This window comes from Ruegeria sp. I3 (genome assembly GCF_056532525.1).
On record NZ_JBQFNI010000001.1, the window covers coordinates 712,640 to 725,935 of the forward strand.

Below are 13,296 nucleotides of genomic sequence, written 5' to 3' on the forward strand. Positions count from 1 at the left end.
ACGAGGCAGATAGTGGCGGTATCTCATGACTGAGATGGTGTATGGCGCGGTCCAGGACCAGCGCGGAGAACCGATTCTTCCGAAGTGGTGGCGAACGATTGATCGCTGGACGATGTCCTGCGTTCTGATCCTGTTTGTCATCGGGCTTTTGCTTGGGCTGGCCTCGTCGCCGCCACTGGCGGGGCGTAACGGGTTCGATCCTTTCCACTATGTAGAACGTCAGGCGATCTTTGGCGGGCTGGCGCTGGTCGCGATGCTGCTGACCTCAATGATGTCGCCGACACTGGTGCGGCGGCTGGCGATTCTGGGCTTTCTGGCCTCGTTCGTGGCGCTGGCCTTCTTGCCGGTCTTCGGTACAGACTTTGGCAAAGGCGCGGTGCGCTGGTATTCGCTGGGTTTTGCCTCGTTGCAGCCATCCGAGTTCCTCAAGCCCGGTTTTGTCGTGGTGGCCGCATGGCTGCTGGCCGCATCACAGGAAATCAACGGCCCGCCGGGGCGGTTGTGGTCCTTTGCACTGTGTATGTCCATCGTGGCAATGCTGGTGATGCAGCCCGATTTCGGGCAGGCCTGCCTGATCCTTTTTGGTTGGGGTGTGATGTATTTTGTCGCCGGAGCCCCGATGCTATTGCTGGTCGGAATGGCCGGAGCCGTGGTTCTGGGCGGAATGTTCGCCTATTCCAATTCCGAGCACTTTGCCCGTCGTATCGATGGTTTTCTTAATCAGGAACTCGATCCCACCACCCAGCTTGGGTATGCCACCAATGCCATCCGCGAAGGCGGTCTGTTTGGCGTCGGCGTGGGTGAGGGGCAGGTCAAGTGGTCTCTGCCTGATGCGCATACGGATTTCATCATCGCGGTCGCGGCTGAGGAATACGGGTTGATCCTCGTGCTGATTATCATCGCGCTCTATTCCCTGATCGTTGTGCGCTCGCTGCTGCGGTTGATGCGCGAACGCGACATGTTCATCCGTCTGGCTGGCACTGGTCTGGCCTGCATGTTTGGCGTGCAGGCTATGATCAACATGGGCGTCGCCGTGCGTCTTCTGCCCGCCAAGGGCATGACGCTGCCGTTTGTCAGTTATGGCGGATCGTCCCTGATTGCAGGTGGCATCGCGGTTGGCATGTTGCTGGCCTTCACCCGAACCCGCCCGCAGGGCGAGCTGGGCGACATTCTGCGCGGACGAGGCTGATGGGCAAACCTTATCTACTAATCGCAGCAGGTGGCACCGGGGGCCACATGTTCCCCGCGCAGGCGTTGGCCGAGGCGATGCTACAGAAAGGCTGGCGTGTGCGCCTGTCCACCGACCCGCGCGGAGCGCGCTATACCGGCGCGTTCCCCGCAGACGTCGAGATTGTCGAGGCATCCTCGGCCACCTTCGCCCGAGGCGGATTAGCGGCCAAGATGTTGGTTGGACCCAAGATTGCTGCTGGAGTCACTGGCATGGCTGCGCAGATGATGCGTGACAAGCCGGATGTGGTGGTGGGCTTTGGCGGCTATCCGTCGATACCGGCGCTGGGCGCGGCCATCCTGCTGAAGCTGCCGCGTATGATCCATGAACAAAATGGCGTTCTGGGCCGGGTAAACCAACTGTTTGCCACCCGTGTGGCTCAAGTGGCCTGTGGTGTCTGGCCCACCGATCTGCCTGAAGGGTCCAAGGGCATACACACTGGTAACCCGGTTCGCGCCTCCGTTCTTGAACGCGCTGCTGCCCCCTATATCCCGCCTGGGGAGTACCCGATGTCCGTCCTGGTGATGGGCGGCTCACAGGGCGCACGTATCCTCAGTGACGTGGTGCCGGGGGCCATCGCTGCGCTGCCTGAATATCTGCGCGGGTATATCCGCGTCTCGCATCAGGCCCGCGATGAGGATGGTGAACGGGTCAAGGCCTTTTACGCCGATCACGGCATACGCGCCGATGTACAGCCTTTCTTTGACGACGTACCTCGCCGTATGTCCGACGCGCAGCTGGTTGTCAGCCGGTCAGGTGCCTCCAGTATCGCCGACATTTCCGTGATTGGCCGCCCGTCGATTTTGATCCCGCTTGCCACGGCTGCCGGAGATCATCAAACAGCCAATGCGCGTGGATTGGTTCAGGCAGGCGGTGCGATCATGATCCCCGAAAACGCCCTTGACGTTCCCGCGCTGACACAGCAAATGACCACGGTTCTCACCAACCCCGAAGCCGCACAGCAAATGGCCCATGCCGCGCTATCGGTCGGGGCACCGGACGCCACCGAGCGTCTGGTCGCCCTTGTCGAGCAACTGGCGCAGAAGGAGACCTCATGAATCCAGCAACCAAACTGCCGCAGGACGTTGGACCGATCCACTTCGTGGGCATCGGTGGGATCGGGATGTCGGGTATCGCAGAGGTGCTTTTGAATCTTGGCTACCGTGTACAAGGTTCGGACCTGAAAACCTCGAAGATTACTGACCGGCTGGCTGGGCTGGGTGCTGAGATTTTCGAAGGCCAGCGTTCCGAGAACTTGCAGAACGCCGCCGTGGTCGTGGTCTCAACTGCGATCAAACCGGGGAACCCGGAACTGGACGAGGCACGCGCGCAGGGCCTGCCCGTCGTCCGTCGCGCCGACATGCTGGCGGAACTCATGCGCCTGCGCTCGAACATTGCCATCGCCGGAACTCACGGTAAGACCACAACAACCACTATGATGGCGGAACTAATGGTCGCGGGCGATTTCGACCCCACTGTCATCAATGGCGGCATCATCCACGCCTATGGCAGCAACGCCCGCATGGGGCAGGGCGAATGGATGGTGGTTGAAGCGGATGAGAGCGACGGCTCATTCAATCGCCTGCCTGCAACCATCGCCATCGTCACCAATATCGACCCCGAGCATATGGAGCACTGGGGCGATTTCGACCAACTGCGCGACGGGTTTTACGAGTTCGTCTCGAACCTGCCGTTTTATGGCTTGGCCGTCTGCTGCACAGATCATGCCGAGGTGCAGGCGCTTGTTGGCCGCATCTCCGACCGCCGCGTGCGCACCTATGGTTTCAACGCACAGGCCGATGTGCGGGCCGAAAACCTGACCTATAAGGGTGGCGTCGCCCATTTCGACATCCACCTACGCCATGAAGACAAGGTGATCGAAGGTTGCACCCTTCCAATGCCCGGCGATCACAACGTCTCGAACGCGTTGTCTGCCGTGGCCGTGGCCCGTCATTTGGGCATGAAAAAGTCCGAGATCCGCGATGCGCTGGCCAATTTCGGCGGCGTCAACCGCCGTTTCACCAAGGTTGGAGAAATCGATGGCGTCACTATCATCGATGATTACGGCCATCATCCGGTTGAGATCGCGGCCGTCCTCAAGGCCGCGCGTCAGGCCACCGAGGGCCGCGTCATCGCAGTCCACCAGCCGCACCGGTACTCCCGCCTGTCCGACCTGTTTGACGATTTCTGCACCTGCTTCAACGACGCCGACGTGGTCGCTATTGCCGAGGTCTTTGCCGCAGGCGAAGATCCGATCGAAGGTGCCAGCCGTGACGATCTTGTGCAGGGCCTGATCCGCCACGGCCACCGCCACGCGCGCGCGATCTTGAACGAAGAAGACCTGGCCCGCCTTGTCCGTGAACAGGCCCGCCCGGGCGATATGGTTGTCTGCCTCGGCGCAGGTACGATCAGTACCTGGGCCAACGGTTTGCCTGACCGGTTAATCGCCAAAGCGAGCTAACCTCGTGGCGCTATCGCTCATACTCGCCTGCGTCTGGGTCTTCGCTTCCACCATTGTGGCGATGCTGCCGATGCACCTGCAATTCCCACCGGGTGTTGTACTGTTTGCCGGCGCGCCTGCTCTGATTCTGTGGCTGAGTTTAGACTATGGCTGGTTCGTCGGAATCCTGGCTGCTGGCGGTTTTGTTTCGATGTACCGCAACCCGATCCGCTACTACTGGCGCAAGTGGACGGGTAAAGAGGTGTCGGAATGAACTGGTCGATTGCGCTTGCCGGTCTGTGGGGTGTTGTCGCCAACGTGTTGGCGATGTTGCCCAGCAAGGACAACCATTGGCGGCGCGCCTATTTTCTGATCGCCGTTGGCGTCCCTATCCTAGGCTATGTCACCTATGAAAATGGTCCATGGATCGGGCTGCTGGTTCTGGCTGCAGGTATGTCAGTTCTGCGTTGGCCGGTGATTTACCTCACCCGTTGGACAAAGGCGAAAATGCAGGGCATGAAGGCGGCGAACAAGTAACTGGCCATTTTCAGGAGGCCCCCATGGTCGACATCGCCACTTTCGCCTATTTGCCGCTGATTACCCTGATCCTCGGGACGCTTGCGGGTTTTGTCGCCGCGCGCTGGATCGGCCTCAAGGCACTGCTGTGGCTGATCGGGCTGACCTCGGCCCTTGGTCTGGTACTGATCATAATGCTGGCCAGTGTCGGCACCGGGGAAGAGGAACAGGCGTTCGGCCCCTTCGTCTGGCTGACCGGTGCGGTCCTGCCCTTCCTGTTTGCGGTGATCATGGGTGGTGTAGGCGGGCGCAGCCTTGCATCGCGTGAAGGCGCATGAGCGAACTGCCCGACGTCCGTGGCCGCTTGTCCGCTGCGCGTTCTCTTTCCGAACTCACCTGGCTGCGCGTCGGCGGACCTGCGGATTATCTGTTTCAACCCGCCGATACCCAAGACCTTCAGTCGTTTCTGCGTGATCTGCCTACGGATGTTCCCATCTTTCCTATGGGTGTCGGATCCAATCTGATCGTCCGTGATGGTGGTCTGCGGGCGGTGGTGATCCGATTGGGGCGCGGGTTCAATGGCATCTCGGTCGAGGGCAATACCGTCAGCGCGGGTGCCGCCGCGCTGGATGCGCATGTGGCGCGTAAAGCAGCGGATGGAGGTGTGGACCTGACTTTCCTGCGCACGATACCAGGCTCGATCGGCGGGGCCGTGCGCATGAACGCGGGCTGTTACGGCAGCTATACGGCGGATGTGCTGCAAAAGGCTACCGTCGTCACCCGCGCCGGAGAGATCGTGGACCTGACCCCGCAAGACCTCAGCTTCCGCTATCGCCAGTCCGACCTGCCCGAAGGCGCGGTGCTGATCTCGGCGACGTTTCAAGGCCCCTCGGGCGATCCAGCTGAGCTGCACGCTCGCATGGAGGCGCAGCTAAAAAAGCGCGACGAAACTCAACCCACCAAGGACCGCAGCGCCGGGTCGACCTTCCGTAATCCAGCCGGGTTCTCGTCGACTGGGCGCGCGGACGATGTGCATGACCTCAAGGCGTGGAAAGTGATCGATGACGCGGGTATGCGCGGGGCCACAAAAGGTGGCGCGCAGATGAGTCCCAAACACTCGAATTTCATGATCAATACAGGCGACGCCACCGCCGCAGACCTCGAAGGTCTGGGCGAAGAGGTGCGAAAAAAGGTTTACGAAACAAGCGGCATCACGCTAGAGTGGGAAATCATGCGGGTCGGTGATCCGCTGGAAGAATAAAGCCCCGACCGTCAGACCATAACAGGCAAATTAGGACGACGGATCAAAGGCATAAACGCAGTACGGACCACCACATAAGGTCCGGGGACATTGAGGCGCACATTGGGTATGTCGAGCAGGACAAACCTCAAAGTGGCGGTATTGATGGGTGGCCCCTCGGCGGAACGCGAGGTGTCTCTCAGCTCTGGGCGCGAATGCGCAGCCGCTCTTGTGGGTGAAGGCTTTGAAGTGGTCGAACTGGACGCAGGTCCGGACCTTGCTGCTCGCCTTACCGATATCAAGCCCGATGTGGTGTTCAACGCCCTGCATGGACGCTGGGGCGAGGATGGCTGTGTGCAGGGGCTACTGGAATGGATGCGCATTCCTTACACGCATTCCGGCGTGCTGGCTTCGGCCCTTGCGATGGACAAACAGCGCAGCAAAGAGGTCTACGCCGCCGAAGGATTACCTATCGTACCCAGCCTGATCGTTCCCAAGGTCGAGGTGGTCGAGGTCCATGTGATGGAGCCGCCCTATGTGGCCAAGCCCAACAACGAAGGTTCCAGCGTCGGCATCTATATCGTGCATGAAAATGCCAACGGCCCGCCGCAACTGGACGAGGCGATGCCTGATCAGGTGATGGTCGAGAAATACGTCGCGGGCCGTGAACTGACCGTGACCGTGATGGGCGATCGCGCCCTGACGGTGACCGAGATCATGACCGATGGCGGTTGGTACGATTATGATGCCAAGTACAAGCCCGGCGGCTCGTGGCATGTGCTGCCCGCCGAGATCCCGCAGGATATCTTTGACCGCTGCATGGATTACGCGGTTAAGGCGCATAACGCGCTGGGGTGTCGCGGCGTGTCCCGCACCGATTACCGCTGGGATGACAGCAAGGGCGCCGACGGGCTGTTCCTGCTGGAAACCAACACCCAGCCCGGCATGACGCCGACCTCTCTGGTGCCCGAACAGGCTGAACACCTTGGCATCAGTTTCGGCCAGCTCTGCGCCTGGATGGTGGAGGACGCCTCATGCGACCGCTGACCGCCACCCGCGCGCCGGTGATCCACCGGACCAAACCGCTGGCGGGGCCGGATGCCGATTTCACCGCCGCGCCAAGGCCCGAGCCAAAAACCGAACCCAAGCTGTTTCTGCGTGGGGCGCGTCTTTTTGGCCGCGCGCGCAACGCGGACCCCGCGCCCTCGCGCCTCAGCTACCGCTTTCAGCGCTGGATGCTCACCCCCGGCATCCGGCGCGGGCTAAAAATTGGCCTGCCGGTTCTGACCGTCGTTGGTTTGGTGGGTGGCTTCTTTGCCGCCGAAGAACGTCGTGAGGCGGTCAGCACCTATATCGCCGACATCAAGACCTCGATCCAGGAGCGCCCCGAATTCATGGTCAACTTGATGGCCATCGACGGGGCAGGAACCGCACTGTCTGAGGATATCCGCGAGATCGTGCCGCTCGATTTCCCGCTCAGCTCGTGGGATCTGGATGTGGAGTTGATCCGCGACACCATCACCGGGCTTGACCCGGTGAAATCGGCAACCGTACGCATTCGCCCTGGCGGGATTCTTCAGGTTGATGTGGTCGAACGCCAGCCGGTCATCGTCTGGCGCACCCGAGACGGGATCGAGCTATTGGATGAAACCGGAGCCCATGTTGACCGTGTTTCAGCACGCGCCGATCACGCAGCCCTGCCACTGATCGCAGGGAAGGGCGCGAACAAACATGTCCCCGAGGCGCTGCAAATCCTGACCACAGCCCGCAGCTTGGGCGAACGCGTGCGCGGTTTGGTGCGCGTTGGCGAACGGCGCTGGGATCTGGTGCTGGATCGCAACCAGCGCATCATGTTGCCGACCGAACGTCCGGCGCGCGCGCTGGAACGCGTGTTGGCGGTGAACGAGGTGCAGGACCTTCTAGAACGTGACGTGGCCGTGGTCGACATGCGACTGGGGCAGCGACCGACCATCCGAATGAACAAAACGGCCAGCGAAGACTGGTGGAACACAAAAGTAGATGTGAGTAGCGGGCAGTAACGACCATGATGACCGATCTTTATCAGTCCCAAAGGGCTATGCGGCAGATGCGCCGGCAGGCAATGCAACGCGGTGTAGTTGCTATCCTGGATGTCGGCAGCTCCAAAATCGCTTGCCTTGTATTGCGCTTCGACGGGACGGGGCGGTTGTCCGAGGATAACTCGATCGGCTCCATGGCCGGTCAGACCGGGTTCCGCGTCATCGGCGCTGCGACTACCCGCTCGCGCGGGGTGCAGTTCGGCGAAGTCACAGCGATGCAGGAGACCGAGCGCGCCATCCGCACCGCGCTGCAGGCGGCGCAGAAGATGGCCGATATCCGCGTCGATCACGTGATTGCATCCTTCTCAGGGGCGAACCCGCGTTCCTACGGGCTGGATGCGCAGGTTGATCTGGAAGGCCAATTGGTTACCGAAGCCGAGGTCGGTCGTGTCCTGAACGCCTGCGACGTGCCCGATTACGGCGAAGGGCGCGAGGTACTGCATGCGCAACCGGTGAATTTCGCGCTCGACAACCGCTCGGGACTAATCGATCCGCGTGGACAGTTGGGGCAGAGCCTTGCAGTGGATATGCACATGCTAACCGTCGATGCGGTGGCGATCCAGAACATCGTCCGCTGCATCAAGCGCTGCGATCTGGAGCTGGCAGGGATTGCGAACTCAGCCTATGTCTCGGGCATTTCCGCATTGGTCGAGGACGAACAGGAGTTGGGCGCGGCCTGTATCGATTTGGGCGGCGGCACCACCAGCATCTCGATCTTCATGAAGAAACACATGATCTATGCCGATTGCGTGCGCATGGGCGGGGATCACGTGACCAGCGACATTTCGATGGGCCTCGGCGTGCCCGCAGCGGTGGCCGAACGGATCAAGACCTTTAACGGTGGCGTTCACGCGACCGGAGCCGATGATCGCGACCTGATCGACATCGGTGGCGATACTGGCGATTGGGAGCATGACCGCCGTACCGTCAGCCGTGCCGAGTTGATCGGCATCATGCGCCCCCGCGTCGAGGAGATTCTCGAAGAGGTGCGTACTCGTCTGGACGCTGCCGGTTTCGACCACCTGCCAAGCCAGCAGATCGTTCTGACTGGTGGTGGCAGCCAGATCATGGGGCTAGACGGGCTTGCCAGCCGGATTCTGGGTCAGCGTGTTCGTTTGGGCCGCCCGCTGCGTGTTCATGGCCTGCCGCAATCCGCGACCGGGCCCGGTTTTTCTTCGGCAGTGGGGCTTAGCCTGTTTGCGGCGCATCCTCAGGACGAATGGTGGGATTTTGAGATCCCGGTCGACACCTATGCCGCGCGCCCGTTCAAGCGCGCCGTGCGCTGGTTCCGTGACAATTGGTAATGCCCTGCGTGGTGCAGCCGTTGGCGCGGCCCTTGGACCCGCTGCGGCCCCGGCTCAAACCCTGATTACGCCAGAGGCGTTTCTGAGCGCCGTCGTTGGCAAAACGATCACCTTCCATGAAATCCGAAGCGGTATGTTGGTCGGAACTGAGGAATTTCTCAGCCCGACTCTCTCGGTCTGGCGGATGGAGGGGCGGGGCTGTGTCTATGGCCAGATCACCACGCCAAATGGCCAGATCTGTTTTCTGTACGATGATGCGCCCGATGGCCTGCCAGTCTGCTGGTGGCCCTACCTGTACAATGACCGGTTGATGGTGCGGCTGGCGCGCTTCGTCGGCAGCGAAATGCAAGAGGTCCGTAGCATCTCTGAAGATGGCCTGAATTGCCCAAGTGCCCCGGTAGGCTAAAGAAATCAGTTGCGGCAACTGCCAAATTGCCGCAAAATAAGGCTCAAGGCCCGGCAGAGGCCCAGCGGCAGGACATTGAGCAGTTTTCCGCGACCAAACGAGTGACTAAAAGTTTTACACCCCCCCTCAAGGTGGGCGGGGTCTTTCCGTGTGTAGTAGCGCATGAGTCTTTCGCCGCAACATGTCGCGGTAACAGCGAAATGCCGCTGTTTGCTGCCTTATTTCCTCCATATTTTGTGGATTCGTGCGATTTTTCTGGTGACGTTTCCGAAATGACACAGTAAAATCGACTGTGGATAGGTCAGAAAAACCGCATTTTGCGGCAACATAAAAAACAGGCGGACAGAGCATGACATTAAATCTTTCGATGCCCGGGCACGACGAACTCAAGCCTCGGATTACCGTATTTGGCGTTGGCGGCGCTGGGGGCAATGCTGTCGACAACATGATTGAAAAACAGTTGGACGGCGTAGAATTTGTCGTCGCCAACACAGACGCACAGGCGCTGCAGCAAAGCCGTTCGTCGGCGCGGGTGCAGCTGGGCGTCAAAGTCACCGAAGGGTTAGGTGCAGGTGCGCGTCCAACCGTGGGTGCTGCAGCAGCTGAAGAAAGCATCGAACAGATCGTCGATCACCTAGCGGGCGCACATATGTGCTTTATTACCGCCGGCATGGGTGGCGGCACAGGCACCGGCGCGGCGCCGATCATCGCGCAGGCAGCGCGGGAGCTGGGTGTCCTGACCGTTGGCGTTGTCACCAAACCCTTCCAGTTCGAAGGCGCCAAGCGTATGCGTCAGGCCGAAGACGGCGTTGATGCGCTGCAGAAAGTCGTTGACACGCTGATCATCATTCCGAACCAGAACCTGTTCCGTCTGGCCAACGAAAAGACCACGTTTACCGAGGCGTTCTCGATGGCCGACGATGTCCTGTATCAGGGTGTCAAAGGCGTAACCGACCTGATGGTGCGTCCGGGTCTGATCAACCTCGACTTCGCCGACGTTCGTGCCGTGATGGACGAGATGGGCAAGGCGATGATGGGCACAGGCGAAGCGACCGGTGAAGATCGCGCCATTCAGGCAGCCGAGAAGGCCATTGCCAACCCGCTGTTGGACGAAATCAGCCTCAAGGGTGCCAAGGGTGTGCTAATCAACATCACCGGTGCGCACGACCTGACCCTGTTCGAACTGGACGAGGCCGCCAACCGCATCCGCGAGGAAGTGGACCCGGAGGCCAATATCATTGTCGGTTCGACCCTCGACACCGAGATGGAAGGCGGAATGCGCGTTTCAGTCGTTGCCACCGGTATCGATGCCAGCGAGAAAAGCGAAGATGTACCGGTCGCCCGCCGTTCGATGTCGGCTCCGCTGACACGCACGGTTTCGGCAGAAGACTCCACGCCTGAACAAATCGCTGCAGATGAGGCCCCGGCTGAGGACAACATTGCGCCCACGCTCTTCGAGTCCATCGAAGATGTCGAGTTCAATGAAGGCTGGCAAGACGAACAACCCGCTGCCGAGCAGGACGATGACGGGCTGCCTCCGCCCGCCTATCAGCCTCAGGTGGCGCAGTTCGAACCGCAACCCGAAGTCAAAGAGACAGTCGACACCTACGACGCACCGCGTGCCCAGACCCCCGGCACACCGTCTCCGGAAGCGATGCAGCGGTTGCAGGCCGCAGTTCAGAAAGTACCTTCGAACCGGCTGCGTCCGACGCCTGAGGCACCTCGCGAACCGGCCCCTCAGCCGCAGCAAGCGACCGAGGATCGCCCGCGTTTTGGCTTCAACCGATTGATTGACCGGATGACCGGCCATGCGGCCGATACGCCCGCTCAACCGGTACGCCAACAGCCTGCGATGCGGTCGGTTGACGCAACGGCACCTGTTCAGGATGAAGCCGATCCTGATCAGGAGCGCATCGAAATTCCCGCCTTCCTACGGCGTCAGGCCAACTGATCGCGGTAACAAAATCATCTCGAAGGGCCGCCGTCGCGCGGCCCTTTTTTGTGGAAACACAAGGTGTTGAGCTGGTGTAAGCAGGGATTTGCCGATGTGTCACATTCATGTTTCATTCGGTTGCAAAAGGTGAGTTGAGCCTTAATGCCCCCTTCCTTAGTTGAGGGTGCAACACAGCCCCTGATAGGCTGGACACAACTCACCGAGGCTCACATTGCAACATACGCTCAAATCTTCAGTCACGTTTGTGGGCACTGGGCTGCATAGCGGCAAGCCTGCGACGATGGTTCTGAAGCCTGCAGCGGCAGGTCATGGAATCTGGTTCAAACGGACTGATATCGAGCTGGGCAATGCGTTGATCCCCGCTATCTATGACGTTGTTGAGCGGACGCCTCTTTGCACACGATTGGTTAACGATGCGAATGTGTCGGTATCGACTGTGGAACACATCATGGCGGCACTTGCCGGATGTGGTGTCCATAATGCGCTGATTGAAATCGACGGTCCCGAAGTCCCGATCATGGATGGTTCGTCCGTGGCCTTTGTTCGGGGCATCATGGCCAAAGGCGTTCGTCGTCAGGCTAGTCCGGTATTGGCTTATGAGGTGCTTAAACCCGTCTCTGTTGAACGCGAGGGCGCAAAGGCATCTATCGCGCCTGCGGAAGGTCTGGAGATCGAGTTCCACATTGATTTCGAAGATGACGCCATTGGAAGCCAGACAAAAGTTTTGGACATGCGCAATGGTTCGTTTGCGCGTGAACTCTGCGACAGTCGCACGTTTTGCCGCCGCACAGATGTTGAAGCGATGCGTGAAAACGGATTGGCTTTGGGCGGCACGTTGGACAATGCCGTAGTCGTACAGGGCGACGAAGTCCTGACCCCGGGTGGCTTCCGTCACACGGATGAAGCGGTGCGCCACAAAATGCTGGACGCTCTGGGTGATCTCTATCTGGCAGGCGGTCCGATTCTGGGGCGCTTTGTCGGCGAGAAGTCGGGGCATTCGATGACCAACACATTGCTGCGCAAACTGTTCGAAACACCGGGCGCTGTGCGTCCGATCCTTTGTACCCCTGAACAAGCCGCGCGTCTGCCCGGCCAGGGCCTTGTGCGAAGCGAAATCCCGCAGGTTGCGTGATCTGATCAACTCTGACGACATTTGCGCCATGAGGGTGGATAAGGCGTTTTGCACTGGAATTTTATGTGCTAGACCGAGGCCCGATCAGGGGTAATTCCCGCTAAGTAGACGACAAGGATGGGCGGAATGGTTGGCAGCAAAGCGGCAGTCAGAATCGCAGGTGCGCTTCTTCTGGCAGCAACTTTGACGGCATGTGGCAATGCCGGAGGTCTGTTTGGTAACCGTGGGGCGGACCGCAGCCAAAACCTCGAAGGTTTCACACCTGAACAGATTTACACCCGCGGTGAATACGAGCTGTCGCAGAATCGCTCGGACGACGCGGCTTGGTATTTCTCTGAAGTAGAGCGGCTTTATCCTTATTCCGATTGGGCGAAACGTGCGCTGATCATGCAGGCGTTCTCATTCCATTCGGACCAGAACTATGAAGAAAGCCGCGCCGCCGCGCAGCGATATATCGATTTCTATCCCACTGACGAAGACGCCGCCTATGCCCAGTATCTTCTGGCGCTCAGCTACTATGATCAGATCGACGAAGTGGGTCGTGATCAGGGGCTGACCTTTCAGGCACTGCAGGCGCTGCGCACGGTGATCGAAGTCTACCCAGACAGTGAGTATGCCACATCTGCCGTACTGAAATTCGACCTTGCCTTTGACCACCTGGCTGGCAAAGAGATGGAGATCGGGCGCTATTATCTGCGTCAGGATCACTTCACTGCGGCGATCAACCGATTCCGCGTGGTGGTCGAAGATTTTCAGACCACATCTCATACCGCCGAGGCGCTCTATCGCCTGATCGAGGCGTATCTGGCGCTGGGACTGGTGGACGAGGCGCAGACCGCGGGTGCGATTCTGGGTTACAACTATCAGTCCTCGGAATGGTACGACGCGGGGTACACGTTGCTGACGTCGCGTGGTCTCGATCTAAAGAGCCGAGGTAACAATTGGCTCAGCACGATCTATCGCCAGACCGTCAAGGGTGAGTGGTTGTAACGGCCATG

At 59.9% G+C, this 13,296-nt stretch carries 14 protein-coding genes; all 14 read left to right on the forward strand.

All coding sequences use genetic code 11. The annotated features are described in order from the left end of the window. Positions 1-25: 25 nt before the first annotated feature. A complete protein-coding gene (ftsW, locus tag ACR0L9_RS03705; RefSeq protein ID WP_170392040.1) occupies positions 26-1,189 on the forward strand; it encodes a putative lipid II flippase FtsW in 1,164 nt (387 codons plus the stop codon). Next, complete coding sequence (locus ACR0L9_RS03710; protein WP_170392038.1) at positions 1,189-2,286, forward strand: UDP-N-acetylglucosamine--N-acetylmuramyl-(pentapeptide) pyrophosphoryl-undecaprenol N-acetylglucosamine transferase; 1,098 nt, start codon at positions 1,189-1,191, stop codon at positions 2,284-2,286. The genes ftsW and ACR0L9_RS03710 overlap by 1 nt, the downstream gene beginning before the upstream one ends. Beyond that, a complete protein-coding gene (murC, locus tag ACR0L9_RS03715; RefSeq protein ID WP_480894825.1) occupies positions 2,283-3,689 on the forward strand; it encodes a UDP-N-acetylmuramate--L-alanine ligase in 1,407 nt (468 codons plus the stop codon). Before ACR0L9_RS03710 ends, murC begins: the two co-directional genes overlap by 4 nt. Positions 3,690-3,693: 4 nt before the next feature. Further along, complete coding sequence (locus ACR0L9_RS03720; protein WP_170609391.1) at positions 3,694-3,942, forward strand: DUF2484 family protein; 249 nt, start codon at positions 3,694-3,696, stop codon at positions 3,940-3,942. Then, a complete protein-coding gene (locus ACR0L9_RS03725) occupies positions 3,939-4,205 on the forward strand; it encodes a DUF2484 family protein (RefSeq protein WP_170392032.1) in 267 nt (88 codons plus the stop codon). Before ACR0L9_RS03720 ends, ACR0L9_RS03725 begins: the two co-directional genes overlap by 4 nt. A gap of 23 nt (positions 4,206-4,228) precedes the next feature. Beyond that, positions 4,229-4,522: a hypothetical protein gene (locus tag ACR0L9_RS03730; protein ID WP_170392030.1), complete on the forward strand. Its 294-nt coding sequence runs from the start codon at positions 4,229-4,231 to the stop codon at positions 4,520-4,522. After that, positions 4,519-5,445 (forward strand): UDP-N-acetylmuramate dehydrogenase, encoded by a 927-nt coding sequence (murB, locus tag ACR0L9_RS03735; RefSeq protein ID WP_170801885.1) that lies wholly within the window; start codon positions 4,519-4,521, stop codon positions 5,443-5,445. Before ACR0L9_RS03730 ends, murB begins: the two co-directional genes overlap by 4 nt. A gap of 108 nt (positions 5,446-5,553) precedes the next feature. Next, positions 5,554-6,471 carry a D-alanine--D-alanine ligase gene (locus ACR0L9_RS03740; RefSeq protein ID WP_480894827.1) on the forward strand — a complete coding sequence of 306 codons (918 nt, stop codon included), beginning with the start codon at positions 5,554-5,556 and terminating at the stop codon, positions 6,469-6,471. Next, positions 6,459-7,463 carry a cell division protein FtsQ/DivIB gene (locus tag ACR0L9_RS03745; RefSeq protein ID WP_480894829.1) on the forward strand — a complete coding sequence of 335 codons (1,005 nt, stop codon included), beginning with the start codon at positions 6,459-6,461 and terminating at the stop codon, positions 7,461-7,463. Before ACR0L9_RS03740 ends, ACR0L9_RS03745 begins: the two co-directional genes overlap by 13 nt. A gap of 8 nt (positions 7,464-7,471) precedes the next feature. Continuing rightward, positions 7,472-8,806, forward strand: coding sequence for a cell division protein FtsA (gene ftsA / locus ACR0L9_RS03750; protein ID WP_170392023.1), 1,335 nt, complete (start codon positions 7,472-7,474; stop codon positions 8,804-8,806). Next, positions 8,793-9,212, forward strand: a complete 420-nt coding sequence (locus tag ACR0L9_RS03755; RefSeq protein WP_170392021.1) for a hypothetical protein — start codon at positions 8,793-8,795, stop codon at positions 9,210-9,212. Before ftsA ends, ACR0L9_RS03755 begins: the two co-directional genes overlap by 14 nt. A gap of 349 nt (positions 9,213-9,561) precedes the next feature. Further along, complete coding sequence (gene ftsZ / locus ACR0L9_RS03760) at positions 9,562-11,163, forward strand: cell division protein FtsZ (RefSeq protein ID WP_480894831.1); 1,602 nt, start codon at positions 9,562-9,564, stop codon at positions 11,161-11,163. 214 nt (positions 11,164-11,377) lie between these two features. Next, positions 11,378-12,298, forward strand: coding sequence for a UDP-3-O-acyl-N-acetylglucosamine deacetylase (gene lpxC / locus ACR0L9_RS03765; protein WP_170420844.1), 921 nt, complete (start codon positions 11,378-11,380; stop codon positions 12,296-12,298). A gap of 126 nt (positions 12,299-12,424) precedes the next feature. After that, a complete protein-coding gene (locus ACR0L9_RS03770; protein WP_170392015.1) occupies positions 12,425-13,288 on the forward strand; it encodes an outer membrane protein assembly factor BamD in 864 nt (287 codons plus the stop codon). Positions 13,289-13,296 lie beyond the last annotated feature (8 nt).